The sequence below is a fragment of the Mesorhizobium sp. CA15 genome (genome assembly GCF_020165215.1).
GTDB lineage: Bacteria > Pseudomonadota > Alphaproteobacteria > Rhizobiales > Rhizobiaceae > Mesorhizobium.
Map to the genome: position 1 here is coordinate 125,087 of NZ_JAIUHQ010000003.1, position 26,379 is coordinate 151,465.

General features: G+C 62.9%; 30 protein-coding genes. 12 read left to right on the top strand and 18 right to left on the bottom strand.

Annotated elements, in window-relative coordinates:
* The 4 genes from LB515_RS07205 to LB515_RS07220 are packed head-to-tail and all read right to left on the bottom strand — an operon-like array spanning nucleotide 1 to nucleotide 4,551.
* Complete coding sequence (locus LB515_RS07205) at nucleotides 1-1,101, bottom strand: glycosyltransferase family 4 protein (RefSeq protein WP_224707253.1); 1,101 nt, start codon at nucleotides 1,099-1,101, stop codon at nucleotides 1-3.
* Nucleotides 1,086-2,378 carry a TIGR04295 family B12-binding domain-containing radical SAM protein gene (locus LB515_RS07210; RefSeq protein ID WP_224707254.1) on the bottom strand — a complete coding sequence of 431 codons (1,293 nt, stop codon included), beginning with the start codon at nucleotides 2,376-2,378 and terminating at the stop codon, nucleotides 1,086-1,088. Before LB515_RS07210 ends, LB515_RS07205 begins: the two co-directional genes overlap by 16 nt.
* The gene (locus LB515_RS07215; RefSeq protein ID WP_224707256.1) at nucleotides 2,375-3,448 is read right to left on the bottom strand and encodes an NAD-dependent epimerase/dehydratase family protein; all 1,074 of its coding nucleotides are present in this window, start codon (nucleotides 3,446-3,448) and stop codon (nucleotides 2,375-2,377) included. Before LB515_RS07215 ends, LB515_RS07210 begins: the two co-directional genes overlap by 4 nt.
* On the bottom strand, nucleotides 3,445-4,551 hold the full coding sequence (locus tag LB515_RS07220; protein ID WP_224707257.1) for an NAD-dependent epimerase/dehydratase family protein: 1,107 nt from the start codon (nucleotides 4,549-4,551) through the stop codon (nucleotides 3,445-3,447). The genes LB515_RS07215 and LB515_RS07220 overlap by 4 nt, the downstream gene beginning before the upstream one ends.
* A gap of 189 nt (nucleotides 4,552-4,740) precedes the next feature.
* On the opposite strand from LB515_RS07220, the gene LB515_RS07225 reads away from it, so the two are divergent.
* Together LB515_RS07225 and LB515_RS07230 are read left to right on the top strand one after the other, a co-directional pair.
* Nucleotides 4,741-5,013: a hypothetical protein gene (locus LB515_RS07225; protein ID WP_140833344.1), complete on the top strand. Its 273-nt coding sequence runs from the start codon at nucleotides 4,741-4,743 to the stop codon at nucleotides 5,011-5,013.
* A gap of 226 nt (nucleotides 5,014-5,239) precedes the next feature.
* Entirely contained in the window at nucleotides 5,240-5,446 is a 207-nt protein-coding gene (locus tag LB515_RS07230; protein WP_095768905.1) for a hypothetical protein, read from the top strand.
* 239 nt (nucleotides 5,447-5,685) lie between these two features.
* On the opposite strand, the gene LB515_RS07235 is transcribed toward LB515_RS07230, so the two are convergent.
* Entirely contained in the window at nucleotides 5,686-6,009 is a 324-nt protein-coding gene (locus tag LB515_RS07235; RefSeq protein WP_224707258.1) for a hypothetical protein, read from the bottom strand.
* A 209-nt stretch (nucleotides 6,010-6,218) separates the two neighbouring features.
* On the opposite strand from LB515_RS07235, the gene LB515_RS07240 reads away from it, so the two are divergent.
* Complete coding sequence (locus LB515_RS07240) at nucleotides 6,219-6,713, top strand: DUF6894 family protein (RefSeq protein ID WP_224707260.1); 495 nt, start codon at nucleotides 6,219-6,221, stop codon at nucleotides 6,711-6,713.
* A 311-nt stretch (nucleotides 6,714-7,024) separates the two neighbouring features.
* A complete protein-coding gene (locus LB515_RS07245) occupies nucleotides 7,025-7,375 on the top strand; it encodes a response regulator (RefSeq protein WP_224605637.1) in 351 nt (116 codons plus the stop codon).
* 11 nt (nucleotides 7,376-7,386) lie between these two features.
* On the opposite strand, the gene LB515_RS07250 is transcribed toward LB515_RS07245, so the two are convergent.
* The 3 genes from LB515_RS07250 to LB515_RS07260 are packed head-to-tail and all read right to left on the bottom strand — an operon-like array spanning nucleotide 7,387 to nucleotide 12,374.
* Complete coding sequence (locus LB515_RS07250) at nucleotides 7,387-7,761, bottom strand: response regulator (RefSeq protein WP_224707261.1); 375 nt, start codon at nucleotides 7,759-7,761, stop codon at nucleotides 7,387-7,389.
* A 34-nt stretch (nucleotides 7,762-7,795) separates the two neighbouring features.
* The gene (locus LB515_RS07255) at nucleotides 7,796-11,368 is read right to left on the bottom strand and encodes a CheR family methyltransferase (protein ID WP_224707263.1); all 3,573 of its coding nucleotides are present in this window, start codon (nucleotides 11,366-11,368) and stop codon (nucleotides 7,796-7,798) included.
* A complete protein-coding gene (locus tag LB515_RS07260) occupies nucleotides 11,322-12,374 on the bottom strand; it encodes a chemotaxis protein CheB (protein WP_224707264.1) in 1,053 nt (350 codons plus the stop codon). The genes LB515_RS07255 and LB515_RS07260 overlap by 47 nt, the downstream gene beginning before the upstream one ends.
* Before the next feature lie 327 nt (nucleotides 12,375-12,701).
* Between LB515_RS07260 and LB515_RS07265 the strand changes: the two genes are divergently transcribed.
* Entirely contained in the window at nucleotides 12,702-13,133 is a 432-nt protein-coding gene (locus LB515_RS07265; RefSeq protein WP_224707265.1) for a hypothetical protein, read from the top strand.
* Nucleotides 13,134-13,185: 52 nt separating this feature from the next.
* Here the strand turns inward: LB515_RS07265 and LB515_RS07270 are convergent, their stop codons facing one another.
* The gene (locus tag LB515_RS07270) at nucleotides 13,186-13,761 is read right to left on the bottom strand and encodes a response regulator (protein ID WP_224707266.1); all 576 of its coding nucleotides are present in this window, start codon (nucleotides 13,759-13,761) and stop codon (nucleotides 13,186-13,188) included.
* Between the two features lie 267 nt (nucleotides 13,762-14,028).
* Between LB515_RS07270 and LB515_RS07275 the strand changes: the two genes are divergently transcribed.
* Together LB515_RS07275 and LB515_RS07280 are read left to right on the top strand one after the other, a co-directional pair.
* Nucleotides 14,029-14,223: a hypothetical protein gene (locus LB515_RS07275; RefSeq protein ID WP_224707267.1), complete on the top strand. Its 195-nt coding sequence runs from the start codon at nucleotides 14,029-14,031 to the stop codon at nucleotides 14,221-14,223.
* Nucleotides 14,224-14,234: 11 nt separating this feature from the next.
* The gene (locus LB515_RS07280; protein ID WP_224707269.1) at nucleotides 14,235-14,837 is read left to right on the top strand and encodes a diguanylate cyclase; all 603 of its coding nucleotides are present in this window, start codon (nucleotides 14,235-14,237) and stop codon (nucleotides 14,835-14,837) included.
* A 14-nt stretch (nucleotides 14,838-14,851) separates the two neighbouring features.
* On the opposite strand, the gene LB515_RS07285 is transcribed toward LB515_RS07280, so the two are convergent.
* Entirely contained in the window at nucleotides 14,852-14,989 is a 138-nt protein-coding gene (locus LB515_RS07285) for a hypothetical protein (protein WP_181174857.1), read from the bottom strand.
* A gap of 17 nt (nucleotides 14,990-15,006) precedes the next feature.
* Entirely contained in the window at nucleotides 15,007-15,210 is a 204-nt protein-coding gene (locus LB515_RS07290; RefSeq protein ID WP_224707270.1) for a DUF2934 domain-containing protein, read from the bottom strand.
* 150 nt (nucleotides 15,211-15,360) lie between these two features.
* On the opposite strand from LB515_RS07290, the gene LB515_RS07295 reads away from it, so the two are divergent.
* On the top strand, nucleotides 15,361-15,675 hold the full coding sequence (locus tag LB515_RS07295; protein WP_224601096.1) for a hypothetical protein: 315 nt from the start codon (nucleotides 15,361-15,363) through the stop codon (nucleotides 15,673-15,675).
* A gap of 617 nt (nucleotides 15,676-16,292) precedes the next feature.
* On the opposite strand, the gene LB515_RS07300 is transcribed toward LB515_RS07295, so the two are convergent.
* Both LB515_RS07300 and LB515_RS07305 read right to left on the bottom strand, forming a co-directional pair.
* Nucleotides 16,293-16,463: a hypothetical protein gene (locus tag LB515_RS07300; RefSeq protein WP_224551591.1), complete on the bottom strand. Its 171-nt coding sequence runs from the start codon at nucleotides 16,461-16,463 to the stop codon at nucleotides 16,293-16,295.
* A 570-nt stretch (nucleotides 16,464-17,033) separates the two neighbouring features.
* Nucleotides 17,034-18,794 carry a thiamine pyrophosphate-dependent enzyme gene (locus tag LB515_RS07305; RefSeq protein ID WP_224707271.1) on the bottom strand — a complete coding sequence of 587 codons (1,761 nt, stop codon included), beginning with the start codon at nucleotides 18,792-18,794 and terminating at the stop codon, nucleotides 17,034-17,036.
* A gap of 144 nt (nucleotides 18,795-18,938) precedes the next feature.
* Here LB515_RS07305 and LB515_RS07310 point away from each other — a divergent pair, with 144 nt between their 5' ends.
* From LB515_RS07310 to LB515_RS07320, 3 genes are all read left to right on the top strand, one after another.
* A complete protein-coding gene (locus LB515_RS07310; protein ID WP_224707273.1) occupies nucleotides 18,939-19,835 on the top strand; it encodes an alpha/beta fold hydrolase in 897 nt (298 codons plus the stop codon).
* Between the two features lie 132 nt (nucleotides 19,836-19,967).
* Complete coding sequence (locus tag LB515_RS07315) at nucleotides 19,968-20,156, top strand: hypothetical protein (protein WP_224629461.1); 189 nt, start codon at nucleotides 19,968-19,970, stop codon at nucleotides 20,154-20,156.
* A gap of 617 nt (nucleotides 20,157-20,773) precedes the next feature.
* Entirely contained in the window at nucleotides 20,774-21,037 is a 264-nt protein-coding gene (locus tag LB515_RS07320) for a hypothetical protein (RefSeq protein WP_224544272.1), read from the top strand.
* Nucleotides 21,038-21,072: 35 nt separating this feature from the next.
* Here the strand turns inward: LB515_RS07320 and LB515_RS07325 are convergent, their stop codons facing one another.
* The 3 genes from LB515_RS07325 to LB515_RS07335 are packed head-to-tail and all read right to left on the bottom strand — an operon-like array spanning nucleotide 21,073 to nucleotide 22,677.
* Nucleotides 21,073-21,285: a hypothetical protein gene (locus tag LB515_RS07325; RefSeq protein ID WP_140696544.1), complete on the bottom strand. Its 213-nt coding sequence runs from the start codon at nucleotides 21,283-21,285 to the stop codon at nucleotides 21,073-21,075.
* 49 nt (nucleotides 21,286-21,334) lie between these two features.
* A complete protein-coding gene (locus tag LB515_RS07330; protein WP_224544273.1) occupies nucleotides 21,335-21,934 on the bottom strand; it encodes a hypothetical protein in 600 nt (199 codons plus the stop codon).
* A gap of 17 nt (nucleotides 21,935-21,951) precedes the next feature.
* Nucleotides 21,952-22,677 (bottom strand): DUF4142 domain-containing protein, encoded by a 726-nt coding sequence (locus LB515_RS07335; protein WP_224707275.1) that lies wholly within the window; start codon nucleotides 22,675-22,677, stop codon nucleotides 21,952-21,954.
* Nucleotides 22,678-23,113: 436 nt separating this feature from the next.
* Here LB515_RS07335 and LB515_RS07340 point away from each other — a divergent pair, with 436 nt between their 5' ends.
* The gene (locus LB515_RS07340; RefSeq protein WP_224707276.1) at nucleotides 23,114-24,028 is read left to right on the top strand and encodes a hypothetical protein; all 915 of its coding nucleotides are present in this window, start codon (nucleotides 23,114-23,116) and stop codon (nucleotides 24,026-24,028) included.
* A gap of 61 nt (nucleotides 24,029-24,089) precedes the next feature.
* Here the strand turns inward: LB515_RS07340 and LB515_RS07345 are convergent, their stop codons facing one another.
* Together LB515_RS07345 and LB515_RS07350 are read right to left on the bottom strand one after the other, a co-directional pair.
* Complete coding sequence (locus tag LB515_RS07345; RefSeq protein WP_224707278.1) at nucleotides 24,090-25,160, bottom strand: sensor histidine kinase; 1,071 nt, start codon at nucleotides 25,158-25,160, stop codon at nucleotides 24,090-24,092.
* A complete protein-coding gene (locus LB515_RS07350; protein ID WP_224707280.1) occupies nucleotides 25,160-25,903 on the bottom strand; it encodes a Crp/Fnr family transcriptional regulator in 744 nt (247 codons plus the stop codon). Before LB515_RS07350 ends, LB515_RS07345 begins: the two co-directional genes overlap by 1 nt.
* Nucleotides 25,904-26,379 lie beyond the last annotated feature (476 nt).

Consider the following 26,379-nt stretch of genomic DNA (forward strand, 5'->3'; position numbering starts at 1 on the left):
TCAAAGCCCTGCCATGGCCGTCGCCGCCCGGTCGTAGACCTCTCGCATCCGCGCCGTCTGGGCGCTGAGCGAGAATTTGCGCGCCCGTCGGGCGGCGCGCTGACCGAAATGGCGCCGCAAGCTTTCGTCATGCGAGAGCCTGGCGATGCAGCCGGCAAGCGCGTGGGGATCGCGCGCGTCGAAGAACGTCGCTGCTCCGTCCCAGATCTCGCGGTAGGTCGCGATGTCCGCCAGCACCAGGGGAGTGCCCGCAGAGGCTGCCTCCAGAGCGGCCAGCCCGAAAGGCTCGTAGATGGACGGCGAGACAAACATGCTGGCCCGCGCCATCAATTGCCGAACCTCGCAATGGCTGATCGAGCCGAGCGAGATGCAATTGTCGAAGAACAGGCGCTGTCCGTCCGGGCCTTCCGTTTCGCCTGCGGCGAAAACGGGAGGGCCACACAAGGCAGCCGCGGCATCGAGCGCCAACCCGTTTTTACCCTCATCCCACCAGCGGGCGGCAGCGAGAACAAAGGACTCGCGATGCGCGCCTGCCGGGCCGGGGAGCGCGCCATTGTGGACGACGCTCAAGCCGGCGATCGGGCCGTAGCAGGCTCCGAGCATGGCGGCATGGCTTCGGCTCGGCGCGACAATGGCTTCGGCGCGGTCGAATCCGGCCCGGTTGCGCTCTCGTTGCCAAGCCCAATCGCCCTCGGGCGCTTGCGCCCGCACTGCGTGCAGCCATGTGACCACGCAGGAATGCGATACCGCGACGATCGGACAAGTCAGCTCGAGACCGGCTGCCTGCGCCGGCGCATTGAGGTGTACGAGATTGATTGCATAGTCCGACGCAAGCTCCTGCAATTCGCTGGGCAACCGGTCGAGATCTTTCGTGTCGCGCGTCATCCAGTCCGGCGGGCATTTCAGCCAAACCAGCGTGGCGAAGGACCGCGCCTCCCGCGCCTGCTCCGGGGAAGGTTCGGGTCCCAGCCCGGCAAGCACGATACTGTCGCCGCTGGCCGCCAGCTCCCGCGCCAGATCGAGCGAATAGCGCCAGACTCCGCCGACGGCGTCGGTCGTCATCAGAATGCGCCGCGGACGATGGGTCAGTGATTGCAGCATGAGGACTCCAACTCAGCCAGCGCATGCGGACGCTGGTCCTGGATGTCGCTGAAGGATCGGAAGGAGGCGAGGTAGTGCTCATGCGCTCGCTCCCAGGCAATATCGTCGGGCTCGCCCCAGAGTTCGCGGTAGCTGGGCGAGCTCGGATATGGATAGAGCGGCACGGGCTCGTTCGCCCAAACGCCGTGATCGATGAGGTGCTTGCGCCAATGGTCCACCAGCGCCGGGTCGTCCTCGACTACGCCGATCAGATTGGCCTGAACGAAAGGCACGTGGCGACGGGCATCGACCAAAAGCGCGGCCAGATCCTCCGTGTCCAGCCGGCATCGCTTGGCGAGCATCGCACGGCCCTCGACGGTCAGGCTTTCAAGGCCGGCTTCGATCGAGACGCAGCCGGCCTCGCCGAGCAGCTTGAGCAGGTCCGGCTTCCACAGGTCGATGCGGGTCTGGACACCGAACTGGATATCGCGGTCGACCAGCGCTTCCAGCAACGCCTTCTGCGGCAGGAAGATTTCATCGATGAAATAGATGTAGCCGACCCCTTGAGCGATCAAACCGTCGATCTCGGCTATGACGGCATCGTGCTTCCTGCGCCGATACGCATCGCGGAAATCGATCTTGGCGCAGAAGCTGCAATTATAGGGGCAGCCGCGCGACGCTTCCACCTCGGCGCCGGCGCCCTTCTGGTGGGCATCGAACCTGTGGTGGTGGTGGCCATGCGCGGCGATCCAGTCGGACGGCCAGGCGAGCGCAGGATGATTGACGAACGGGCTGGCATGCACCCCGCCATTGCACACTGGAAAGTCGTCCTGGAGCCGGGCCGTATGCGCAACCTTGCTCCAGTCGCTCTGCCGTGCAAGCTCCGTCACGACCTCCTCGCATTCACCGCGCACGACGACATCGACGCCGAGCTTGCGCAGGGTCGGCGCCGGCGTCGCCGAGCCATGCGGTCCGACCGCCACCGTGCGTCCGCCGCGCCCGGCGAGATGATTGAGGAATTCTGCCGGCACGCGCAGCTCGGGCGGCGCGCAGCGCCAGAACAGATAGGTCGGCGCGGTTGTCACGACGGTCATGTCCGGTGCGAAAGCCGCAACGCTTTCCGCAAGCGCGGCGTTGTCCAGCCCTTGCAGCAAGCCGTCCAGCATCAGCACGTCGTGCCCTTCGGCTTCCAGCATCGCCTTCGAATAGCCGAGCTCCAGCGGCAGATGCGGCTGGCGGCAGCCGAAATAGATGCTGTGCTCGTATGTCCAATGAGGATTGACCAGCGCTACCTTCATGCGACGTACCTCGTGGCTTCGGGGTGCGGTTGGAGCCGATGCCGCAGCAGCCAGCTGGCGAGATCGCTGACGCCTTCGCGCCATGGGACACGCGCCTGCCAGCCGATCGCTGCTTGCAGCTTGCGCGTGTCGGCGACGAAGAAGGGTTGGTCGCCAACGCGCTCGCGGTCGTGGCGAAGCGCGACATCGCTGCCCGTCATGTCTGCAATCTCCGCCAGTAGCACGCGCAGGCTGACCGCATTGCTCGGGCCGCCGCCCAGGTTGAATGCCTGGCCCTTGAGGGCCTCAATCCTGGCCAACACGCCGCGATAGGCGGCTACGGCATCGGACACATGCAGGATGTCGCGCACCTGCCTGCCGTCGCCGTAAACGGTAATCGGCCGGCCGGACAAGACGCTGAGAAGAAAATGCGCGACCCAGCCCTGGTCCTCGGTGCCGAATTGGCGCGGCCCGTAGATGCAGCTCATGCGCAGCACCGCTGTCGGCAGTCCGTAGGATTTGGAATAGTCGAGCACATACTGATCGGCCGCGCCCTTCGAGCAGCCATAGGGCGTGCAGAAATCAAGGCCTACCTTCTCATCGACCCCGCTCGCACGCACCTTCTCGTCGAGCGGCTCGTAGTGATCGTCGGCTTGCCGCACCGCGATCTGGGGCAGGCTGCCATAGACCTTGTTGGTGCTGGCGAAGACTACGGGGACGCCGGTGCTGCGAGCGGTCTCCAGCACGTTGAACGTCCCCTTGAGGTTGATGTCGAAATCCTGCGCGGGATCGGTCAGGCTGGTCGTCACGGCGGTCTGGGCGGCGAGGTGAAAGATCGCCTTTGCCGGCGCCAGCGCCGCTGCCAGTGCGCCGGCATCGCGTATGTCGACGATTTTGGCGCTCAGCCGGTCGCCGTGCTTTTGCGCCAGCCAGTCGAGATTCTGCTCGACGCCCGGGCGGCTGAGATTGTCGACGACCAGCACGGCCTCGCCGTCGGATAGCAGGCTGTCGGCCAGGTTGGAGCCGATGAAGCCGCTGCCGCCAATAACGGCTATCGGTGCTTTGCGCGGATGCCGGTGGCCCTGGGTCATGAGACCAATCCCCGCTCTTCCAGCTCGCGTCGCATGTCCGCGCCGCGGTCGATAACGACGCTGTTGCGGACCCATGCCGCGAATTCGCCGAGCGAATCTTCCAGTCGATGCTTCGGCTCAAAGCCGAGCAATTCGCGCGCCTTGGAAATGTCGGCGAAGCAGTTGCGTATATCGCCGGAGCGCGCCTTGCCGAGAATTTCGGCGGGGCGCTTCGGAACGCCCATGGCCTTGGCAAGCAGCCGGGCCACCTCGCTGATCGAATAGGCGCGGCCGCTGCCGATGTTGATGGCGTGGCCGGCTGCCTGGCGTTGCTCCAGCGCCAGGCGGAACGCGGTGGCGACATCGCGCACATGGACGAAATCGCGCTTCTGCTCGCCGTCCTCGAAGATCGTCGGCTGTTTGCCGTTGGCGAGGCGCGAAGCGAAATTGGCGAGGACCCCGGTATAGGGATTGGAAAGCGCCTGTCCGGCGCCGAATACGTTGAACAGGCGCAGTGCAACGGCATCGACGCCGTAGGCCTGGCCGAAGATCAGCACCGCGCGTTCCTGCGCATATTTGGTCAGCGCGTAGATCGAGGCGAGATCGGGCCGCTTCTCCTCGTCCGTCGGAAGAGGCGACAGTGGTCGGCCGGTCGCCGATACCAAATCCCAGCGGCCCTCCTTTATATCGGCAGGCTTTCGGCGCGCATTGTCGATCCGCTCGCCGTCCGGAGTCTGATAGAGGCCTTCGCCATAGATGCTCATGGAAGACGCCACGACGATCCGCTCGACCGGATGCTTGATCAATGTCTCCAGCAGCACCGCGGTGCCGAGATCGTTCGCGCCGACATAGCGGGCGATCTCGTACATGGACTGGCCGACGCCAACCTCGGCCGCCAGATGGATCACGGCATCGGCGTCGGAAACCGCTTCGGCGACAGTGTCGCGGTCGCGCACGTCGCCCTTGATCAGTTCCGCCCCCGCAGGGAGGTTGATGGCTTCGGCGCCGTGCACCTGATCGACAAGCGCATCGAGCAGGCGCACCTGATAGCCATGGTCGGTGAGTTCCTGGGCGACGTGGCGGCCGATGAAGCCGCAACCTCCCGTAACCAATACACGTTTCACGATTACTCCCTTGTGGACTTGGCTCCGGCGCCCCGAACTGCGCGGCAAAAGGTTTGTTCCCTGCTTCAACAAAGTTCCCGTCGCAGGAGGTGCCGCAGCTTCGACAGGGAGCCGTTCCACAATCTGGAACATTGCCTGTTGGCTGCCGTTAGGACCGCTCATCGGTCCCCGCTGCAGAAAGGAAAGTCCATGTCCGAGGCCAAGACGACCACCAATCACGACGAAATCCGCAAGTGGGTAGAAGAACGGAATGGCCAGCCGGCTGTCGTTCGCACGAAAGGCAAGGGCGGCATTCTGCGCATCGATTTCGGCGAGCCCGAAGACACGCTCGAGCCAATCGAATGGGACGAATTCTTCCGCATCTTCGACGAGAACGATCTCGCCTTCCTGCATCAGGATAAAGCCGGCAGCGGTGGAACGAGCCGCTTCAACAAATTCGTCGAGCGCAGCCAGAAAGGTTGAGAGGCCGAAAACCTGGCGCCGTTGGAGGGGAGGAGGCCCGATAATGGCGCGCGGCAGGCGGGGTCAGGCTGCCGCATCTATTCCGCTGCGCTCAATCGAGCGGCTGTCCGTCGGCCTGGGCGTCGCTCCAAGATCGTAGCCATCCCCGGCGCGGGGTTCCCGAATGGCGTCGGCAGTGGGAACCGCGTGGGCGCTCCGGCTGTTGGATCAGCAAGGAGCAATGACCATGGGACTCTTTTCCGACCTGAACAAGAAGCTGACCGAAAACCTTTACGCCCATGGCAGTTATCTGAGCGATCCGAGCGCCGACCTGCCGCGGCGGGTGGAGGAGACGGTCAACCTTCTGATGCCCTTCGTGCGGCCGGAGGCCCGCGAAACGGTGAAGCTGCAGATCCTCGGCATCATCCACGAGCATATCTATGACGAGGACTGACTGCGGCGACTGCTCGATCCGCCGGAGACGCTAGCCGAGGGACGCTTTCGTTATCCCGAACGCCGGGATCTGCCTTGCTTTTCGGCGTCGCGGAGCAGCCGCACGATGGCGTCCACCGGAGACGGGTCCGTGGTCGGCTGCGCTTTCCAGCGCCATAGATGACGAAACAAACTTCTCAAGCGCGGCATCGCAATTACCTCCTTGCGCTATCAAACCTGGGACGGGGAACGATGTTCCTTTCATACCTGGCGGAAGATCGCGGCGAGCAGAAACACAACCGCGACCAGGACGACCAGCGCCACGATCACCAGCACCGGGCCGTTCCTGCGCGGCTGCAGGCCGGGCGCGTTCTCTGGCGGCCGCATCGCGTTGGCAAAGCTTGCCTGGTTGGTGAAGCTCGGTTCGCGCGGCCCTGGCGGCTTGGCGGAAGTCGGGACGTCGCCGGCCTCGGCATCCGTCTCCTGCGGTGCCGCCGCAGGGTCGAACCCAGGGGTCTTGTCCTGCGTCCTGCCGGCCTGGATTTCGCCGCGGGCTTCGGCGGGCGTGCGTTGGTTGGGTGACATTCGGCGCCTCCTTTGTTTCTAAACCTGCTTCCGGCCCCGCTGTTCCAACCGCGCCTTTAAGACGGATATCGATCAGGGCGCTGCCTTCGAGTTCATCGCTAGCGTTGCGGGATGTCGGGCGCTGCTATCCAAGTCGATTCGTGAACTCCGGCGGAACTTTCAGGAGCAGGGGAGCTTTGTATCCTCGACAGGGAGACGAAGAGGCAGGAATGCAAGTTCTCGATACAGCGATACATGCCGGTCCTGGAAACGTGACGGTCGAATTTCTCGGCGAGGGCGGGGAAAAGATCGCTGTCACCATGGTTGTGTCCGACCCGTTGCCCGGCGATGCCGCGCTTGTCGATCGCGCCAAAGAGCTGATGGTTCAGTGTGCTGCATTCGGCGGCCGGTCTGCGCAAGGCAGCCAGGACGGGTCCGTGGATGCCGTCCGACCCGCCGTCGAGAGGCCAACCGACGTGGGCCAGGATCTCTACACATTCGAATATCGTGACGGTGGCAGTTTGAGGCGGCTAGAAGGGGTGGAATTGCCCAACCTCGAAGCTGTTCATGATGAAGCGTTGCGCTCCGCGATCGATCTTCTCGACGATCCGGCTGCCGAAGCTCGGCGGGAGGGCTGGGCGGTTCGGGTTCGCGGCGGCGACGGCGATGTAATCTTGTCGGTCGATTTCGATGAGGCAAGGCGGGAAAAGGCCGCCGCATTGTGATGGAGGCAAGTCTGTGAAGGATCGGACGATAAAGACCTTTATGCCCCTGCACGCGATTGCCGCCGCACGGGGAGATGGGCTGAGGCCGGAATTTCTTCGCCTGTTCGAGGCCCGCGCGGCCTTGTCAGACCTCGACGTGATCCAGCTCAGCCGGGGCGAGGACGCAGGCTTGGACCAAGCCGGCCCGAATCCTATCGGCAGCCGCGCAGCCGTTTGCGGGCAAAACGTCGTGCGCTTCTCTCGCCGGCGGAGTACAACAAGTGTGCCAGGAGGAGGTAAGCGTGTCAGAGGAGGTCGTTATGGGAGCGCCCTTGGCACTGATCATTGAAGATGAATATCTGATCGCTTGCGACGTGGCGGATGGCTTAAGGGCACTCGGCTTCGAGGTGGCTTGCGTGGCCTCGGAACGGGCAGCCGCGACCTGGCTGGACGACAACCAACCGGATTTGGCCATCATCGACATCCAATTGCTCGACGGCCAAAGGGGGGCCGCCGCCGCTCGCCTCAAGGAGGCGGGTGTGCCCTTTGTCGTGCATTCGGGCTACGATCCGGCCTTCCAGTCGCCTGTCTTCCATGGCGTGCCTTTTCTGCCGAAGCCTGCGCCGATCCGGCATCTGGTCGAGCTTGCGAGCCGGTTGATAGGCGATCGCACCATGTCGTAGGCCAGGCTTTCTCAGTCCGGCGCATCGCTCTTGCGGAACCGCGACACCGCTTCGATCAACAGGTTGTAATCGACTGGCTTCGACAGCTTGGGCTTGTCGCGAAACCGGTCGGGAAAGACGGTGATGCTGTCGTAGCCGGTGAGGAAAATGAAAGGGACACCGCCGAGCGTGAGATGCTCGGCCAGGGGAAAGCTTTGCTCGCCTCGAAGATTCACATCCAGCACGGCTCCGTCCAGAGCAACGCCCTCGATTTGTGCAAGCGCCTGTCTGACCGTGGGTGCCGGGCCGATCACTGTGCATCCTGCTTGGGTCAACTGGTCGGTGAGGTCCTCCGCAAGCACAAATACGTCCTCGACCACAAGGACATTCAGGCCGGACAAGAGCATGTTGTGTCCACTCCTCATCGCTCAGCGGCAAATGTCAGCGACCTGTGCCTGGCGCCAGCGGAATTTCTATGTCGCATTCCAGTCCGGAGCGTTCGAACCTCAGATCGACCTTCCCTCCCAGCTCGTACTCCAAACTTTGCTGGATGAAGCTCGTTCCAAAATTCCGCTTTGGCGGCTCTTCGACGACAGGTCCGTCGATTTCCCTCCAGCGGATTGACAGAATGCCCGGTTTGTCGGTGTTCCAGGCTACTTCGACGCGACCGTCCTCTGTCGATAGGGCTCCGTATTTCGCGGCATTGCTGGCAAGCTCGAAGAATACCATGCCGAGTGTCGCGGCCGCGCTCGCGCCCAGCTGCAAAGGGCTTCCGAGGATGATGATATTCTGGCGCTCCTTGCTGCTGTAAGGCGACAGGACTGCCCGCAGCAACTGCTCGAGATCGGCATCCGTCCAGTTGTAGGAAGACAGCACGTCGTGCGTTCGACCCATTGCCTGCAGCCGCTGCTGGAAGGACGTGAAAAAATCGCCCATCGAACTGGATGTGCGAACCATGCGGGACGTCAGCGCGGTGACCGTGGCCAGGATATTCTTCACGCGGTGCTGCAATTCGTGCAGCAGCCTTTCCTGGCTGCGCTCGGCCTCCTTGTGACTGGATATGTCGACCAGCGCCGCAATGGCGCCGCGGACCTTGCCCTTTTCGTCGAACAGCGGGTTGGCCGACATCATAACGTCGATTGCGGTACCGTCCTCATGCTGGATCCTCGCTTCATAGCCCGGAATTGCCCTGCCGGTGCGCATTGTCTTGAGCAGCGGCTGGTCATCGGTGCCTACCTTGGTTCCATTGAAAGTCAGCGGCAGGATCGCGGGCACGGATATCAGCTTGGTGCCGGTAGCGGGCCGACCCAACAGCTCCGCCGCGCGCCGGTTGGCGCGGATCTCCACGCCGGCGCCATCCTCGGCGATGAAGATGCCGATCGGCACGAGATCGAGCAGGGCTCCCAGGCTTTCGCCGCGGTTGCGCAGGTCATGCGAGAGCGCGCCGATCCTTTTCTCGGCCTGCGTGATCTGGGTGATGTCGACGAAGGTGACGACGACGCCCGCTATGATATTGTCGACTGTCCGGTAGGGCAGCACCCTCATGATATAGCTCTGGCCGTTGTCCATGCCCTCGACCTGCCGCTCGATCGTGCCAAGCCTTTGCAGCACCTGTTCCATGTCGGCCTGCAAGCCGTCGGCAGTGAAGCGCGGACGGACATGCGCCAGCGGCCGTCCGACATCGCTTTCCACCAGCCGGAACAGGTCGCGCGCGGTCGGCGTGAAGTTCTTGATGCAGAGGTCGCGGTCGAGGAAGATGGTGGCGATTTGCGTGCTTTCGAGCAGGTTCGCCATGTCGTTGTTGGCGCGGGTGAGCTCGTCGACGCGCAGACTGAGCTCGGCATTAACGGTGTGCAACTCCTCGTTGATCGACTGGAGCTCCTCTTTCGAGGTCTCCAATTCCTCGTTGGACGACTGCAGCTCCTCGTTGATCGAGGAAAGCTCCTCGTTCGAGGATTTCAGCTCCTCATTGGAGGATTCGAGCTCCTCCGTCGTGATCTGCAGACGCTCCTTGGTTTCCCTCAGCTCCCTTTCGAGCTGACTGACATTGGCGCTTTCGACATCGTCGGTTGTGTGGACGGCCTCGTCCTCGGCTTCCGGCTTGATCCCGCCGACATCCCGGAAGACCAGCATAAAGAGCGGGTCGGAAGAACCATCGCCCGGAAGCGGCTGCACAGCCAGGCTGATCGTCTGACGCCCGCCATTGGTGCCGATGCTGATCTTGTTCTGGACCGCCACCTGTCCGGTGCTTACGGCCTTGTGGAGCGCGGCCCTCAGATCCATGCGCAACCCGCGACGCGCCATGGAGAAGACGTTGTGGCTGGGGGCGCCGGCAGCGAGCTCCAGATATTTGCCCGTGCCGCCTGAGCTGTGCATCATCTCGCCGGCGGCATTCACGATCACATAGGCCGGCGAATAGCGCTCGACGAGCAAACGCTCCGCGGTTTCCTGCAGGGTTCCGGCCGTTGCCCGCCGGCGCGCACTTGGATCCGTCGATCTCGCCGCGGTAGCGAGCGGGAATTCCGGCAACCGATGTGCGGTGGCCCCGTTGCGCCTCTGGAAGATGCGGCTTGTCTTATCCACCGTCGAGAACAGCTGTGGATGGCGCGTGACGTTCTCCGAGGAACCGAGAAGGAGATAGCCATTGTTGCGCAATGCGTAGTGAAAGATCGGGACGATCTTTTCCTGCAGTTCCGGGCCCATGTAGATCAAAAGGTTGCGGCACGCGATCAGGTCGAGCTTCGAAAAGGGCGGATCGCGCAAGAGATTGTGCACCGAAAACAGGCAGATCTCCCGCAGGTCGGCGGAAATGCGGTACGTACCGTCCTCGCGCGAGAAGAACTCCTTCAGCCGCTTCGGCGTTATGTCCGGCGCGATCGTCGCCGAGTAGCGGCCGGCGCGCGCTACTTCCAGCGCGCGCTCGTCGATGTCGGTGGCGAAGATCTGTAGGTTAGGCGAGGCGGCGCCGCGCGGCGCGTTCTCCTTCAAGAGCATGGCGATCGAATAGGCTTCCTCGCCTGTGGCGCAGCCCGGCACCCATACCCTGATCGTCTCGCTGGGTTTGCGGTTCTCGAACAGCCGGGGAATGACCACACGCTCGAGAGCGTCGAAAGCCTGCGGGTCGCGGAAGAAGCTGGTGACGCCGATCAGCAGGTCCTGGAACAAAAGATCAACCTGCTGCGGGTCCTCGCGTAGCCGCTGGTAGAAGACGGTGGGATCGTCGATCTGCAGCACCAGCATGCGGCGCTGGATGCGCCGCAAAATGGTGTTGTCCTTATAGCCGCTGAAATCATGTCCTGTGCGCGAGCGAAGCAGGGCGGCGATGCGCGAAAGCTGTTCGGTCACTTCGCGCTTGCGCCGGTCCCGCTCGGTTTCGGTGCGGCTCGCGTGGGTGAAATAGCTGACCAGCTTGCCGGCCATCTCCTCAGCCGGAAGCACCATGTCGACCAGGCCGCTCTGGACGGCGCTGCGCATCATGCCGTCATATTCGGCGCTCTCTTGCGCAAGCGTCAGCCCGCCGCGCTCCTTGATGGCCCTCAAGCCGACGGTGCCGTCACTGCCGGTTCCGGAAAGAATGATCCCGGCGGCGTTCTCGGCCTGCTCCTGCGCAAGCGAGATGAAGAAATCGTCGATCGGCGCCCGTCTGTCGCGCGCGGCCGCGATCTTGACCAAGTGAAAGCGCCGCTCTTCAATCCTCACCGAAACACCTGGCGGGATCACGTAGATGTTGTCGGGTTTGACCTCTACGCTTTCGGCAACTGTTTGCGTTGCGATCGCGGTTGAGCGCTGGATGATGCTGGCAAGCGCACTTTCATGCTCGGCGTCGAGATGCTGGATGACGACATAGGCGAAGCCGCTGTCGGCGGGCACTTCGGGAAAAAAGCTCCGCAATGCCGCGATGCCACCCGCCGATGCGCCGATGCCGACAATGGGGAAGGACGCCGGCTGCTTTTCGTCGTCGCGCGAACTAACCCTTGCCTTGTGAGTACTTGCCTTCCGCGCTGACTTCGCCATTGCCCCTTACCTGAACCCGCCTGCTTCCGAGGATGCGTTCGATCACAGCGGCATCCGCCTCATATTCCTTCGCCCGCCTGCCCATTTCGGCGGCGAGTCCGGAGCGGCGCTTCGCCCGCTCCCGCTCTGCCATACGCTTGGCAAACGCCGCCCGCTGCTGATGCGAGCGGAGCAGGCTCCACAGGATCTCCTCGGCCTCCACCGCCTGCATCTCCATCACCGCGTCGGTGGTGAAGGCATGCCCGGTATGGCACCGATAGCGCAGCATGTCACCGTCTTCGATCTCCCACAACGGCCCGTGACATTCCGGGCATGTGAACACCGACAATTCGCCAAGTCGATCCGCTTCCTGCATCGTCGAATGCTCCTGCGCGGCAATGGCCGCTTCCAATCTAACCGCCGGCGGGGGAGGAAAGGATTCTCCGGCCGGCTCGACCGCAAGTTTTGCCAGCAAAGGGCCGAGCTCGGCAGCGGGCAGGCAGTGGTCGACCTCGACATAGCGCAGCGCGCTTTCAATCATTGCCGGCACCAGCGCGTCCTTGGGGTGCTGGACGACTGCCAGCCCGCCGACTGATTTGACGGCCCTCAACCCGGCGGTGCCGTCAGAAAGCGCGCCCGACAGCAGAACCCCGATGACGCTCGCGCCGTAGCTCAGCGCCGCCGAGCGGAACAAGGGGTCGATGGCCGGCCGGGCAAGATTCTCGCGCGGGCCGCGCCGCAGCATCATATGATCATCGTGAAGGAGAAGATGGAACCCGGGCGGCGCGACATAGATGCAGCCGGTCCTGAACTCTTCGCCGTTCGTTGCCGGCTGCGTTTTGAGCGTGCCCGCGCGGTCCAGGATCTCCGGCAGGCAGCTGACCTGGCCGATATGCAACACGACAAAGATGGCCGCCGGCAGATCGGCCGGAAGGTTGGCGACGATCTGCTTCAACGGCTCGATTCCGCCGGCCGACGCGCCGATGACGATGATGTTATGGTTGGATAGACCTTTGGAACGGGCCATTCCGCTACGAGCCTCCAAACTGGGCTGTAAGAAGTGTTCCGTTGGGGTGACGGCATCATCGCGGTTCAGCGACAGGTCAGATGTTTAACCCTGCAACCTGCACGAAGTTCCGTTCGCTGCCGGCCAGGCTCGTCGCGAAGGATGGCGGGAACATAGGGGATGACTGGCAGTTGGGGTTCGCCTCAGACGCCATGCCAGGCGTTTGTCGAAGATCGGTGGGCAACACCTGATCGGTCTGCGCCTGTCCCTTGCAAGCGCGGGCTTCAGGCCCGGCAGGCCTGCCGCGCCGCTGTACAGATGTCGCCGCCAAAACCACAGGAGACAGCAATGAAGCATCAAACCTCATATGAACTTCAATCGGTGGCGGTCGTCGACCGGCTTGGATTGATCCCCCTTGCCACGAGAACGCAGCGGATCGAGCGGTGGGCGGAACTGCTGGACCGCAATCCGCTTCGGTGTCTCTCCGCGCTGACGGGCACTGAATATGTCGATCCCGAGGTTCGCGAAAAGGTGCGGGCGGACGGATCGCCGCTCGCGGTTGCTTTCGATGATCCGTTGCTGCGCGCGGCCGGTTTGCGGTCAGACACCTACGGCGAGGCCAAGCGCTTTTTCGAATTGTCCGATTGGCAATTGCATGATGTCGTGTGCAGCTGCCATACCGGCGCGACGATGCAGGCCAGCTGGGCTGCCGCGCGGGTCCGTCGGATCGTAAAAGGCAACCGGATCATTGCCTGGCTCAGAAGCCGCCTGACGCATTGAGGATGCTGGTCGCCAGGCGAGCGCAGGTCGCCGGCGGCTCGGCTGCCTCCGATTAGTGCAGCAGACAAGCTCCGCGCAGCCGCGCTATCTTGCGCATGATGGTGTTCAGCCAGTCGGCGATCGATGACCCGGCGGGCCTTTTGTCGATATCTTCAAGCGCCTGTTCCAAAGTGTGCTCGACAAGGCGGTCGGAAGCGCCGGCATCGTCCAGCAGCAGACGCGCGGTGAGCCGGAGCTTGGGGAGCAGCGCAACGACGTCCTCCGCCGCGGGCGCCGGCTGCGCGACGGTCACCGGCTCCGCAAAGGGTTCCGGCGGGAACAGCGCATCGACCACGACGGCGCCGTTCGACGACTTGCTCAGGCTGCTCGCGAAACGCAAACGCTCGGGGATGGCGATCTCGTCATAACCGCTGAAGAAGACGAAGGGCACGTTGCGCTGCATCAATTCGTCCGCGACCGGGAAGACGAGGCGACCATGCAGGTTGACATCCAGAATCGCTGCGTCCGCCGCTTTTGCATGTCGCCCGGCCTGCTCCACTGTCGCTGCCGGTCCGAGGATGATAGCGCCCATCCCAGCGAAGAAGGTCGCCAGATCGCTGGCCAGCAGCCACTCGTCCTCCGCGATCAAGAGGTGAAGTCCCCTGAGGTTTCGCACACGAAGCTCCTTAGTTCATATTCTGAAATTCATGTTTTGACGTTGGTGAGATCTCAGTCACGGGGCATGTCGCGTCGCAACCGACGCGTGTATTCATGAGGCCGCAGGAAAGCCAGATGGTAGAACGCGGCGATAGGTGAACCGTTCCGACGGTTCGCCGCGCTGGATCTGACAGCTATGGAACCATTCCGCCGGCCGGCGGTTCGACACCAGGCGGGAGTCGGCCGGGAACGATGACCCATGACGCCGCAGGGCGAAGCTTCCAGGGAAGACAGCGAGCGCCAAAATACCGACCGTATCCGTGACCTTGCGGAAAGAACGAGAATTCCAAGCGGGTTGGCGCTGGCGCTGATCCTGAAATACGGCAACAAGCCGAACGTGCTCGATCGCGAGGCTGCAAAGTTCAGGCGCGACGCGAAGAACGGCGGCAGGTAGGGAGCTGCGGCGTGCTGGCCGATCCCATGGTCCTCATCCTGATGTACTTCATCCTGCCGGTCTGGCTGGTTGCGGGCTTTGCCGACTGGCTATGCCATCGCGCCACCCACATCGAATCGACGACCGGTGCGAAGGAATCGCTCATTCACTTGCTGATGTTCGCCGAGGTTGGAATCCCGCTGCTTGCGGCAATGTTCCTGGAGGTGAACGCCCTGGTCATCGCCGTGATGATCGTCACCTTCTTCATTCACGAAGCGACGGCGATATGGGACGTGCGCTATGCGACCACGGCTCGCACGGTGAGCCCCGTCGAGCAGCACGTGCACAGCTTTCTGGAAATGATTCCGCTGATGGGGCTGGTCATCGTGGTGGCGCTGCATTGGGGCCAATTCCTGGCGCTGTTCGGCGCCGGAACGGAAAAGGCTCGCTTCGATTTGACCTGGAAAGAACAGCAACTGCCGGTGATATACATTGCCGCCGTGATGATCGTCATCGTGCTGTTCGAGCTGCTGCCCTATGTGGAGGAGTTCTTCAGAGGCCTGCGCGCCAACTCAGGCCGGCTGGTGCCTGACAAGGTGAGGCGGCATGAGCCCGGCGACACGGCGACGCGCTGAGGCTGGCTGTCCTGTCAGCCGTTCTGGTCGATAGCGTGCGGCGAGGGCTGCTGGGCGCCGCCGCTCGGGCGCCCGCCGTTTTGGTCAGCCCAGACCCAAACGGCGACCAGAACGATCACCAGAATGCCGAGCGCAATTAGGATACGACGCATCTCCGGGCCGCCGTGCTTCAGCCGCCTGGCCGGTTGGCGGCCGGATCAGAGCCGGCGCCAACCGCTGGATCGGGCGCCACCGGACCGCGCTCGACTTCCGAACCTTCCGACTCGATCTCCTGGACGGCTTGATCCCAGTGTTCCTGCTGGCGGCCCCGAGGGCGGCCCTCACGCTCCCAGATCTCATGGGCGCGTTGCCTGATGCGTTCTTCCCTGTCCATGCCTGGCTCCTCTCGCACGGCTGAACTGCATTGTGTGCGCCTAATCGGATGCCTGGAGGTTTGTTCCACCGGACTTGAAACGGACTGCCCAGCAGTTGGGAACGCCGCTCTCGCGCCGGTGTTATCTTTCATCCAACCGGAGACAGAGTCATGAAGAACAGTCAGAACCGTCGCGAGACCGGCGCCACGAAATATCCCGCCAATACCGATCCGGATCCGAGCGATGAATTTTCCCAGGACGCCGCCGGCAATGAAAGGCCCCATGTCGATCCGGGCCTCAGCCGCAAGCAGGGCGAGGTCGAGGACAAGACCCGTCAATCTGAGGGCCGCAATCCGCCGCGACAGCCGACGCCAAGCACGGCGACGGAAAAGAGCTCAGGGGCCGGTCCCGCTGTCGCGGAGCATTCCAAGGACGCCAAGGCGCCCAGGAGCGGCCGTCAGCCCGGCGCGTATGTAAAGGAATGAACGGCGGCGCGCCCCCTGGAACATAGCTTTGAATTCTAAGTTCGGTAGCAATCGTCTCCGCCGGTTCCGGCATCGAGGCGGCGAGTAGCCAGGCTCCGAGACCATCCGGTTGCTGTAAAACGGCGGACCGACGATGAACAGAAAAGCCCCGAGCATACATTTCCGGAAACGAGCGGGCGCGTTGACATGTCGCCCGCCTGTTCAGCGCCGAACGAAGGCTTGGCTGGTTTTGCCGGCAAGCCTCTTGGCAGGTTCTCTTTGTGCCCCGGCATCGGCGCACCAGGCGCCGGCGGGCTGGCAGTACGATCCTTCCTGCTGCGCCGGAGTGGATTGCTATCAGGCTCCACCTTCGGACGTGAAAGAGACGAAATACGGCTACCAACTCTCGACCGGCGAGCTGATCCCCTACAGCGACCACCGCATCAAGCGATCACGCGACGAATATTTTCACGAGTGCAAGCCCGGGGGCGACACCAGTTCTCAGCACTCCTTCTGCCTTTATGTTCCGGACCGCGGGATGTGAGGCGGAGCGGTTAGATCCAAAATCGTGACCAAGGAGGCCCGTCCTCGACACAGGCGGACCTTCTCGGTGTGCGAAAGCTAAAGGCGCGAAACGCCTACTTGTTGCAATTCTGCATGTTGGATGTGGTGTTGCCGCTAGCGGTATTGTTGTCGATATCGTTGCCAGCCGCGTCCTTGCACCGGTCGCCCATGCCGCCGGACGGGTTTGTGGTCGTGCTGTTTGTGGCGTTTGGATCGACCGTGCCGCCATTGCCGTTGTTGTTCATGCCGTTGGTTCCGGTCGTGGTGCCTGTTCCAGACCCGTTGCCACTGGTTCCAGAGCCACTGGATTGGGCCATTGCGGATGTAGCCAGGACAATTGCGACAGCCGAAGCCGAGAGAAGTCTAATCATGGGGAAGTCTCCTGTTTGATCGCCCGATTGCGATATGTCTCAAACAAGAAATCCCTGTCGATGTTCCAGAGTGGCAGGTGCTATCCATTAACTTCTTGTCGACTACACCTGAAACCAACAATGCTGCCATATCGAATGCGCGTCATAGAACAACTAGGCTTATTTGTTGTTCGAATTTTCTGCCTCGGGTCGATCCCGGCCGCGATGTTGGAGTCGTTTCACATCGCCTTCGACCGTGTCCCGCCATGGCTCCTTGATAGTGCCCTTAGAGGTGCCGATCCCGGGATCGTTCCATATCAGCGTCGCTCGGATTTTTTGGATTTCGGGCGCAGGTTTCCCTCCGCATCGCCGCCAGGATCCCCGCTCATGGGTGCCGCCGCCGCCGAGATGAACATCGACCATTCGACGGCGCTGGCGGGAAAGGTCGAGTGTCAGAATTCCCGCCTATTCGCCGGCCTCCATCATCGTCTTGGCTGGCTCCTGTGCGACGTTTTCCTCGATCTGGTCGCGGCCCGGAGTTCGAGGCAGCGCCTTGCGGAAGTTCTTGGCGTAATCGGGCGGCATTTTCGGCGGCATCATCGGCTCATAGGCGTCGACGAGCGCTTCTATGATCACCGGCCCGCTGGCGGCGAAAGCCTGGTCGAGCACGCGCTCGACCTCCTCCGCCCGCTCGATGCTGAACCCTTTTCCACCCATCGCCTCGGCGGCCTTGGCAAAATCGATCGGCTGCAGCTCGCAGCCGAATTGGGGATTGCCGAGGAACATCATCTGCTCCCAGGCGATCTGGTTCAGCATGTTGTTCTTGATGACCAGGAGTTTCAGCGGAATGCCATAGCGCACGGCCGTCGAAAACTCGCCCAGTTGCATGGCGAGCCCGCCATCGCCGACGATCGCCGCGAGAGGGCGGCCGGGAAAGGCTATGCCGGCGGCGATCGCATAGCTGAGGCCGCAGGACATGGAGGCAAGCGCACCGGAAACGCCAAAGGCTTGCCCCGCGCGGAGATCGACATGACGGGCGGCAAGCTCCGTGTTCTGGCCGGAATCGGTGGCCAGAATCGCATTCTCCGCAAGACGTTCGCCGAAGGCACGCGCGACGCGTTGCGGCTTGAGAGGATGAGACAAGGCGTCTTCGGACTGGCGCATCATCTCGCGCCATTTGCGCATCGAGCCTTGCGCCGTCGCCAGGAACTCGCCGTCGGCTTTCTGCTTCAGCCGCTTGTTGAGGGCGCGCAAGGTCTCCGCCGCATCGCCGACCAGACCGGCTTCGACCGGAAAGCGCAGGCCGATGCGCTGCGCATCGCAATCGATCTGGACGCCACGCGCCTTGCCCGGCCGCGGGTAGTACTCGATGTAGGGAAAGGTCGAGCCGACAATGAGGACGGCGTCGCATGTTTCCATCGCCTCCTGCGATGGCAAGGTGCCCAGAATGCCAATGCCGCCAGTGGTGTAAGGATGGTCGTCCGGCAGCACCGCCTTGCCCAGCAGCGCCTTGACGACCGGCGCCTGCAACAGCCGCGCCGATTCTTCAAGCTCGGCTGCCGCGCCGATCGCTCCGCGTCCCGCGAGGATCGCCACGCGCGCTGCGTCGTTGAGAGTGGCCGCGGCCTTGTCCAACTCCCCGTCTTGCGCGACGCAATAAGGAGCGAACATGCCCTGCGGCGTGTGCGCCGGCCGGTTGCGCTTGGATCGCTTGGCCGCGTTGGCGGGCTGTTCCTGGATATCGCTGGCGATTGAAAGATGGGCGACGCCCCTGCGGGCGAGCGCGGTGCGGCAGGCGAGGCTGGCCACGTTCTCCATATGCGCCGCGTCCGAGACCTGGACGTTGTAGACGCTGACGTCGTTGAAGACGCGGGTGAGATCGACATCCTGTTGGGTGAATGTCTCGATCAGGTCATGGAACTGCATGCCGGTAATTGCCAGCACCGGCGCCTGGTCGAGCTTGGCGTCGTAGAGGCCGGTGAGAAGGTGAGTACCGCCGGGCCCCGACGTTGCGAGGCATACGCCGAGCTTGCCTGTCCATTTGGCGTAGGCGCAAGCCATGAAAGCGGCCGATTCCTCATGCCGCACCTGGACGAAGGATATCCTGTCCCGGTTTTTGCGCAGCGCCTCCATGACGCCATTGATGCCGTCGCCGGGCAGGCCGAACACGACTTCGACGTTCCAGGCAATCAGGGTGTCGACGAGGATTTCGGCTGCGTTGGGCATGGCGAGGCTCCGCTGTTGGCTTCCGAACCGGCAAGACCACGGTTGGTTCCCTCGTCGGATCGGGCCGGGCCGGCGGTCACAAGGAACAAACCTGATTGCAAGGGGTTGGGCAGCCACTGCAATGTGCTGCCCTGAGGAGGATCTGTGGAAGAGCCTGTTTTCTGCGACACGCCGCTGCTGCGGGTCGCCTATGTGAGCGGCGGATCCGAGGACGGAGCGCCTGTGCTGCTCCTTCATGGCTGGCCGGACGATGCGACCACTTTTGCGGACGTGTCGCCATTTCTTCATGCCGCGGGCTTTCGCACCTTCGCGCCATGGCTGCGCGGGTTTGGAGGAACCGTGTTCCACTCCGTCGAAACGATGCGCTCAGGCGAGATCGCCGCCATGGCGCAGGACGCGCTCGACTTTGCCGATGCCATCGGCCTCGAACGGTTCGCGGTTGTCGGCCACGACTGGGGCGCGCGCATCGCCTACCTGCTCGCCTCCGTGTTTCCGCAGAGGATAAGATGCTGCGCGGCGCTTTCGCTGGGATGGCAGCCCGGCTCGCTTCCGACGCCGTCTTTGGAGCAGGCGAGGGCCTTCTGGTACCAGTGGTTCATGGCGACCGAGCGCGGCGAGCAGTTCGTGCGACAGCACGGCCACTCCTTCGCGCGATTCCAGTGGGGCAGCTGGAGCCCGCCAGGCTGGTTTGACGACGCGCTGTTTGAACGTGTGGCGAGGTCCTTCAAAAATCCGGACTGGCCGGATGTGACGCTGCATTCCTATCGCGTGCGCTGGGGAGAGGCGGAGCCCGATCCGCGCTACGCTGAACTCGCGCGCAAGCAGGTTGAGGCGGAGGTCATCTCGGTGCCGACACTGGTCCTTCATGGCGATGACGACCGCGTCGTTCTGCCGGGTTCGTCCGAAGGCAAGGAGGAGTATTTCTCGGCAAGCTACGAACGTGAGCTTCTGCCGGGCGTCGGCCACTTTCCGACCCGCGAGGCGCCTGAGCAGACCCGAGAGGCGCTGGAGAGCTTCCTGACAAGCTTCGGCAGGCAATAGGCTGCGCCGACTTCGATATTCGGGACAGCTGTCCCGAGGAAGTTCGTCGGTCCAGCAGACTGGCGAGACAGGAACCTTTTTCCCGTCAGTGGGTTAGTGGGGAAGGCATTAACCCATGTTAGGGGAACGGCCGTGACACGCAAGCTTCGTGAAGTCCTCGGATCGGAGGAGGAACCCTCCAAGATCACGACGCCGGAGCGCGAGACGAGCGTCGCGTTGGAGGCGCTGAGAGGCGAGAATGCACCGTCTCGAATGTTGGCACTGGCGCGCAAGCTCGACGCCGCGATAGCGTTGCGGACGCGCAAAGCCCGCCCGAATTGATTGTCGACCGGGACGTTCCGATCGCAACGATGCGGAACAATCATGGCCGGGAGTTGTTCGTCTCCAAACCTTCCATGAGGCGATCGGATGAAAGGCATAATTCAAAGCCTGATTGCCGAGTTTCTGCCGCGATGGTGGCGCCGAAAATCTCGCGCCCCGGCACCGAGGCAAGCGCCGGTTCGTGCGTTCTCGCGGCTAAAATCGGACAGTTCCCAAGCGACCGGGGCAGGGGAAGAATCGGATGAAGGTCCAAGATAGCCAAGCCAGGGCATGCCCGCTCCGCCGGCTGAAACATTCATCCCGATTGGCGTTCGGCAACATCATTTCAGCGGGCGCGAGGCGACACCGAAAATGCCGAAGAAAGTTTTCCCATTACCCGACGCGCTCGAAACGTGAAACTTTCTCCGGAACATTTCTGTCGCCTGCCGGTTCGAAAGCCGATCGCCCTCCCTCTAGCGATCCAGGGTCCCATCAGGCCCATGGCCCGTTGCCGCATGCAGGCAGCGGGCCTTCTTCGTCTGGATCGCCGCGTGGCTCCCGAACCGGACGCAAGGGGAACAAGCGGGATATCTTCGGGTTCCTCTGAGATAGCGGGAACTGTCAACCAGGAGGCCGCAATGAGCGAGGCTATGACGACCTCAAATCACGAAGTGATCCGAGCTTGGATCGAGGCGCGCGAGGGCAGGCCTGCCGTCGTCGCCGGGCCGGGGAAGGGCGCGATCCTGCGGGTCGATTTCGGCGCAGGCGACGAAGATCTGAGGCCGATCGAATGGGAAGACTTCTTCAAAGTGCTGGACGACGACAATTTGGCGTTCGTCCACCAGGACATGACCGCGGAGGGTGCCATCAGCCGCTTCAACAAATTCATCGCGCGCGAGTAGGCCTCCAGGAAAGAACGGATATCGCGCTCGAACTGTCACTGAACCCCCGGCATCTTGCTGGCATCCTGTGGATTCTTCGTGATGCCGGCGGCCGGCGAGGTATCCTGCGGCGCGTTCCCGCCCTGGTTTTGCTCGGGCGTCCGTTTGACGGGCGCTGTTTGCCAGCCTGTGCCGACATAGACGAAGGCCCAATAACAGAGCACCAGGACCACCGCAGCCAATATCAGTGGCAGAAGCACCCGTCTCATGTCGAACTCCTGGCTGGCTTTGCGTCTGTTGTGGCCGCCGACGGCGAGGTTAGGTCGTCCTTCGGCGCGCCGCTTCCCGCTCGACATCCTCAGCCGAATAACTGCCGGCAGCCGGATCGAAGGCTGCCCACCCGCCCGCTTCATATTCGCTGCGGCGGTCGGCGACGTTGACCGACGCGGAGCTGTGAAGGACTTCCCGGGCTTCCGAAGCGAGGTCGTCCTCGACGCGAGCTGTCACCAGCGTGCCGCCGCGGCGGACGCCTTCGGCATAGACATGCGCGTCTTCCTCCGGCACGCCGGCATCGGTCAGGCTGCCGATAATGCCGCCGGCCGCGCCGCCCACAATCGCTCCGGCGACCGCGCCCGCGGCTGTCGACGCCAGCCAGCCGGCCGCGACGACCGGCCCGACGCCCGGTATTGCCATGGCGCCCAGGCCTGTTGCCAAGCCTCCGGCGCCGCCCACGACCGCGCCGATACCGGCGCCGCTGGCGGCATCCTCGGCGGCTGGCGATTGCGTGTTTCGATACCAGCCGCGGGCATTGTTGGCCATGATGCTGATGTCGGATGACGGGACGCCGATGGATTCCAGCTCGCCTACCGCGTCAGCGGCGTCGTCATAGTCGTCGAACAGCGCGGTGATCGTTTGCATGTCGGTTCTCCTGTCTATTATTGGCCGGCGAAGACGTTGCCCTGATAGTCGAGTGCAACGGAGGTGCCCTTGCCGTCCTTCGTCGCCTGGCCACGCCAGATGCCCTGCTCGTCCTTGGCGAGCGCTGACACGTCCGCATAGCCGGCATCCTGGATGCGCTTCTTCGCCTGCGCCTCGGTGAAGCTGTTTGCGCCGGGAACCGGAGCGGGTGGTTTGGGTGTCGATGCCGATTTGACCGCCGGCATGCTCGCGCTGGCGCGGGCGATCTTCTCGATCATGTCCTGATGCATTTTCAGTGTCGGCAGGGTTTCCGCCGCGAAAGATTTGAGCGCGGGATTGTCTCCATCCTTGGCGTAGGCCTCGAACAGGCCGACCGCGTCCGCATGTGCCTTGCGCTGCATCTCCACGTAAGGCTGATCCAGCGAGGCTGTCGTGCTCTGCAACCGTTCCAGATCGCTCTTATGCTCCGCATCGGATCGCGTCGGTACCTGCAATTTCTGCTCGGCGGCGATCTTCTGCAGTTTGGCGTTCGCCGCGCCGTGGTCGGTGATCATCCGCTTGGCGAAATCCTTGATCTGCTGATCCCTCGCATTGTCTTGCGCGATCTTGCTGGAATCCACTTCGAACATCCCGCCGATGGCAGCCTTGTCGACGAAGGTCTGCGCGTCGTCGGCCGCGAAGGCCGGAAAGGCAAGCATCAACGCGATGGCCGTCGATGGAACGAGCAACATACGCAAGCTCATGGCTGAAGGCTCCTTGCTGTTTGATCGGGCCCGAACCGCTATTCCCGGCCTTTGTTCCGCGACAGACTTGTGGCGTTTCAAAAGGCCAAAAGGGAATCCGCCAGCTCTGGCCGGGCGGGTTTCTGATCGATCGACCATGGCGAAGCCCGGTCAGCGGGCAAGAGAGGAGCCGGTGAATTCGTCGATTAGGATCGGCCCTTTTTCACAACGGAGACGGGCCTTTGCTTCAATCAAGCGCTCGGAGTCGAGGCGAAACCGGCCTTTGCCTCAGCGCTCTGCTCGCGGGTGGAACGAAAGCCGAATCCGGGAATTACCTACAAGCACTGAAGATTACTTGCAGGAGGAAGAAATGGGACGAGGTATTTTACTCTGGCTGCTCGGCGTTCCGATTCCGATCATTATCCTTTTGATGCTTTTCGCGCGGTAGGAGCGGACAATGACCAATGCCTTTTCCGCGGTCGACGAAGCCGCGGTCGAAACATCTTCGTCTGCCGTCAATTGGGGACCCATCGTGGCGGGCGCTTTCGCCGCGGCCACTCTGACGCTCGTCCTCATGCTCGTCGGTTCCGGGCTTGGTCTGACGATGATGTCGCCCTGGGGCGGCGCTTCGCTGACGACTTTCGCCGTGTCGACCGCGGTCTGGCTGATCATAGTGCAATGGCTGTCATCCGCGCTTGGCGGCTATGTTGCCGGACGGCTTCGCACCAAGTGGGTCAACGTTCATACCGATGAGGTGTATTTCCGCGATACTGCGCACGGATTCCTGGCCTGGGCGCTTGCCACCTTGCTGGTGGCCACCGTCCTTGGTACGGCGATCTCGGGAATTGTCGGCACTGGCGCCCAGGCGACGACCGGCTTGTTGAGCGGCGCCGCAGCCGGTGCAGCTTCGCAGGCCTCGTCGGCGCAGTCGCCATCCGCCAATGATTTGGCTGGATATTTCGTCGACGCGTTGTTCCGGCCGGCCGATAACGCAGCCGCTGCAACACCACCGGCCGGCACGCCTCAGAACAATGCCGATGCCGCTGGGCAGGCAACACGCATACTGGCAATCAGCGCTGCGAACGGCGAAATGAGCGCGAATGACAAGGCATATCTCGCCCGCCTGGTGGCATCGCGGACGGGCCTTCCACAGGCCGATGCGCAGAAGCGGGTGGACGAGGTCCTGGCTAGCGTCGAGGATGCCAAGAACAAAGCCAAGGCGGCCGCCGACAAGGCCCGCAAGGCAAGCGCCACCACTGCTCTGGTTGGCGCTTTGTCGCTGGTGATCGGCGCCTTCATCGCGGCCGTTGCGGGAGTGCTTGGCGGCCGGCAAAGGGACGAGGACGAGGCTCGCTTTTTGAGAAGCAGCTGACGGGTCATCGCGCCTAGTCTGGAAGAGGGCGGCAACCATGTCTCCGACAGCCGTGGTCGTGCTACTGGCCGCCTATGGCCTCGAGCGGAATGGCAGCCGTGAAATTGAGCCCGCTCGGCGCGAGCCGCAAGTCCACTGTCGCTCCGAGCTCGTACGGCAAGGTGCCCTCCAGAACCTCCAAGCCGAAGCCGCGCCGCTCGACGGGTTTGAAATCGTGGGATCCGCTCTCCATCCATTTGAAATGGAGCAGGTCCTCTTCCAGCCGCCATTGGATGTCGATGCGGCCCGCGCGGCTAGACAGTGCTCCGTATTTCAAGGCGTTGGTCGCTAACTCGTGGATGGCCAGCCCTATTGTCTCGGCGGCCTTGGGCGCAAGCGTCACGGGCGGACCGTCGATCGTCAGGTTCTCGCCTTCCCGGCCGCCCGCAGCACGCAATTCTTCCGCCACGATCAATGCCAGACTGATACCGATCGACGGGCGGCGTGTGATGGCCGCCTGGACCCGGGCGAAGGCGTTGATGCGGCCTTCCAGATGGGCCGCGGCTTCGTCCAGGGATTCGCTTCTCTCCATCGTGCGCCGCACGATCGAGCGGATGACGGCCAGCGTGTTGCGCACGTGATGCTGCAATTCGGCGAAGCGGGCCCGGTGTTGTTCCTCGCATTCCTTCTGATGCGTGATGTCGTAACCGATGCCCCCGATCTGGGCGACCTTTCCCGCTTCATCGCGCATCGGAAAATCGGCGTTGCGCAGCCAGCGTATCTCATTGTCGGCCGGCCGGCATATACGGTATTCGAAGGTGACGCTTTCGCCGTCGCGAATGCGCTCGATCTGGGCCAGCACATGCTCGCGGTCTTCAGGCAGGACAAGGTCGATCCAGCTGGCGAAGTTGTCGCCGGCCAGGGCCTTTTCACGGCTCATGCCGTAAATGGCGTCGAAAGCCGGGCTCAGATATTCACACTGCAGCGTCTCGGCGTTGCGGATCCAAAGCACGTCCGAGGCGGCCTCTCCGAAATCCTGCAGGTTCTCCTCGCTCGCGCGCAGCCCGGCTTCGGCACTCGCATGCTCGTGCAGGGCCGCCTGGACCTCGGCCAGGCTGCGTTCAAGCGGCTCTTTGGGCACACCCTTTGACATCACTCTTCATTGGCATCGAGATGCCTGCCTTCGCGATCGAAATGCAGATAATTGGGATTGAACAGGGCGACGTCCTGCAATGCTTGAAGGTTGGGAATGGTCAGCGTCCTGTCCTTCAGCACGATGAGGTTCGAGGCGCGCAGCTCCTGCAGTGTGCGATTCACATGAACCGTCGACATGCCCAGCGTCTCGCCCAGTTCCGTCTGCGTCAGCGGGAACTCGCAACTGCTGTTGCTCGTGCAGCCGGCGGCCTCCAGCCGGATGAACAGCTCGCATAATAGATGCGCCATGCGCTCCAGTGCATCGCGCTGCCCGAGATTGACCGTCCACTCGCGCTGTATCGCCGCTGCGACGAGCGATTCCCACCACAGTGCCTGCGTGATGCGCGGATGCCCGATCATCATTTCGTCGAAGGCCGTGCGCGAGATTTCCGACACCACGACCGGCGTGATGGCGCCGATAGAGTGGTCCATTTCCTTCAGGACGAAGACATTCAGATCGCACAGGTCCCCAGGCAGGAAAAATGCGATGATCTGCCTGCGGCCGTCTTCGAGGGTCTTGTAGCGGCAGGCCCAGCCCTCGCTGATCAGATTGATGAATTCGGGCTTCTCGCCCTCGTGGATAATATCCTCGCGCGCGGCGAAACGTCGAACCCGTTGCGCCGCTATTCTGAGCAGCATGTCCTTGTCGGCCTGCGAGAGCCGCGTGAACTTCTCGAGCTTCCGGATCAGAGGCCGCCTCATCCTTATCCTTCTTGTCGGTGATACACAGAACGATCGGGCAACGACCTTACCTATGTTAACGTCCCTTTGCCGCGGACGACTGCCGCAGGAAGCGCATATGGACGAGAAAGTCGTCGATGCTCGTGCACCGTCCTGGAGACGCGTATTTTCCTGAGCAGGATATCACAGCCGCGATTTTCGCGCTCGGTTTCACGGCTATTGATCCCGTCGCGGCCAGCCACGAGGCCTTGGAAGCGCCTGGTCAAGATCGCGTCGAAATGGGCATGACCGATCTCGACGGCCGGAGCCGCCGATTGATCATGCGTCGTGAGCCAAGCGCTGAGAAGCGGCTGCCGCGAGTGTCCGCCACCGGCTACGATGCAGCCGCGTTCCTCTCGTGTTGTCGAGATCGCGGGCTTGACAAGCCCACTGCCGACCGATCCGGCGCGCCACCGTTGGACATGACGCGCCGGCCTTGCGGCCCCTTGACAGATCCT

Excerpts from the sequence above, each read along its gene's own strand:
- LB515_RS07205 (WP_224707253.1), bottom strand. The coding sequence starts at position 1,101 with ATGCTGCAATCACTGACCCATCGTCCGCGGCGCATTCTGATGACGACC.
- LB515_RS07210 (WP_224707254.1), bottom strand. The coding sequence starts at position 2,378 with ATGAAGGTAGCGCTGGTCAATCCTCATTGGACATACGAGCACAGCATC.
- LB515_RS07215 (WP_224707256.1), bottom strand. The coding sequence starts at position 3,448 with ATGACCCAGGGCCACCGGCATCCGCGCAAAGCACCGATAGCCGTTATT.
- LB515_RS07225 (WP_140833344.1), top strand. The coding sequence starts at position 4,741 with ATGTCCGAGGCCAAGACGACCACCAATCACGACGAAATCCGCAAGTGG.
- LB515_RS07230 (WP_095768905.1), top strand. The coding sequence starts at position 5,240 with ATGGGACTCTTTTCCGACCTGAACAAGAAGCTGACCGAAAACCTTTAC.
- LB515_RS07235 (WP_224707258.1), bottom strand. The coding sequence starts at position 6,009 with ATGTCACCCAACCAACGCACGCCCGCCGAAGCCCGCGGCGAAATCCAG.
- LB515_RS07240 (WP_224707260.1), top strand. The coding sequence starts at position 6,219 with ATGCAAGTTCTCGATACAGCGATACATGCCGGTCCTGGAAACGTGACG.
- LB515_RS07250 (WP_224707261.1), bottom strand. The coding sequence starts at position 7,761 with ATGCTCTTGTCCGGCCTGAATGTCCTTGTGGTCGAGGACGTATTTGTG.
- LB515_RS07255 (WP_224707263.1), bottom strand. The coding sequence starts at position 11,368 with ATGGCGAAGTCAGCGCGGAAGGCAAGTACTCACAAGGCAAGGGTTAGT.
- LB515_RS07260 (WP_224707264.1), bottom strand. The coding sequence starts at position 12,374 with ATGGCCCGTTCCAAAGGTCTATCCAACCATAACATCATCGTCATCGGC.
- LB515_RS07265 (WP_224707265.1), top strand. The coding sequence starts at position 12,702 with ATGAAGCATCAAACCTCATATGAACTTCAATCGGTGGCGGTCGTCGAC.
- LB515_RS07275 (WP_224707267.1), top strand. The coding sequence starts at position 14,029 with ATGACGCCGCAGGGCGAAGCTTCCAGGGAAGACAGCGAGCGCCAAAAT.
- LB515_RS07285 (WP_181174857.1), bottom strand. The coding sequence starts at position 14,989 with ATGCGTCGTATCCTAATTGCGCTCGGCATTCTGGTGATCGTTCTGGTC.
- LB515_RS07290 (WP_224707270.1), bottom strand. The coding sequence starts at position 15,210 with ATGGACAGGGAAGAACGCATCAGGCAACGCGCCCATGAGATCTGGGAG.
- LB515_RS07295 (WP_224601096.1), top strand. The coding sequence starts at position 15,361 with ATGAAGAACAGTCAGAACCGTCGCGAGACCGGCGCCACGAAATATCCC.
- LB515_RS07300 (WP_224551591.1), bottom strand. The coding sequence starts at position 16,463 with ATGAACAACAACGGCAATGGCGGCACGGTCGATCCAAACGCCACAAAC.
- LB515_RS07305 (WP_224707271.1), bottom strand. The coding sequence starts at position 18,794 with ATGCCCAACGCAGCCGAAATCCTCGTCGACACCCTGATTGCCTGGAAC.
- LB515_RS07320 (WP_224544272.1), top strand. The coding sequence starts at position 20,774 with ATGAGCGAGGCTATGACGACCTCAAATCACGAAGTGATCCGAGCTTGG.
- LB515_RS07325 (WP_140696544.1), bottom strand. The coding sequence starts at position 21,285 with ATGAGACGGGTGCTTCTGCCACTGATATTGGCTGCGGTGGTCCTGGTG.
- LB515_RS07330 (WP_224544273.1), bottom strand. The coding sequence starts at position 21,934 with ATGCAAACGATCACCGCGCTGTTCGACGACTATGACGACGCCGCTGAC.
- LB515_RS07335 (WP_224707275.1), bottom strand. The coding sequence starts at position 22,677 with ATGAGCTTGCGTATGTTGCTCGTTCCATCGACGGCCATCGCGTTGATG.
- LB515_RS07340 (WP_224707276.1), top strand. The coding sequence starts at position 23,114 with ATGACCAATGCCTTTTCCGCGGTCGACGAAGCCGCGGTCGAAACATCT.
- LB515_RS07345 (WP_224707278.1), bottom strand. The coding sequence starts at position 25,160 with ATGTCAAAGGGTGTGCCCAAAGAGCCGCTTGAACGCAGCCTGGCCGAG.
- LB515_RS07350 (WP_224707280.1), bottom strand. The coding sequence starts at position 25,903 with ATGAGGCGGCCTCTGATCCGGAAGCTCGAGAAGTTCACGCGGCTCTCG.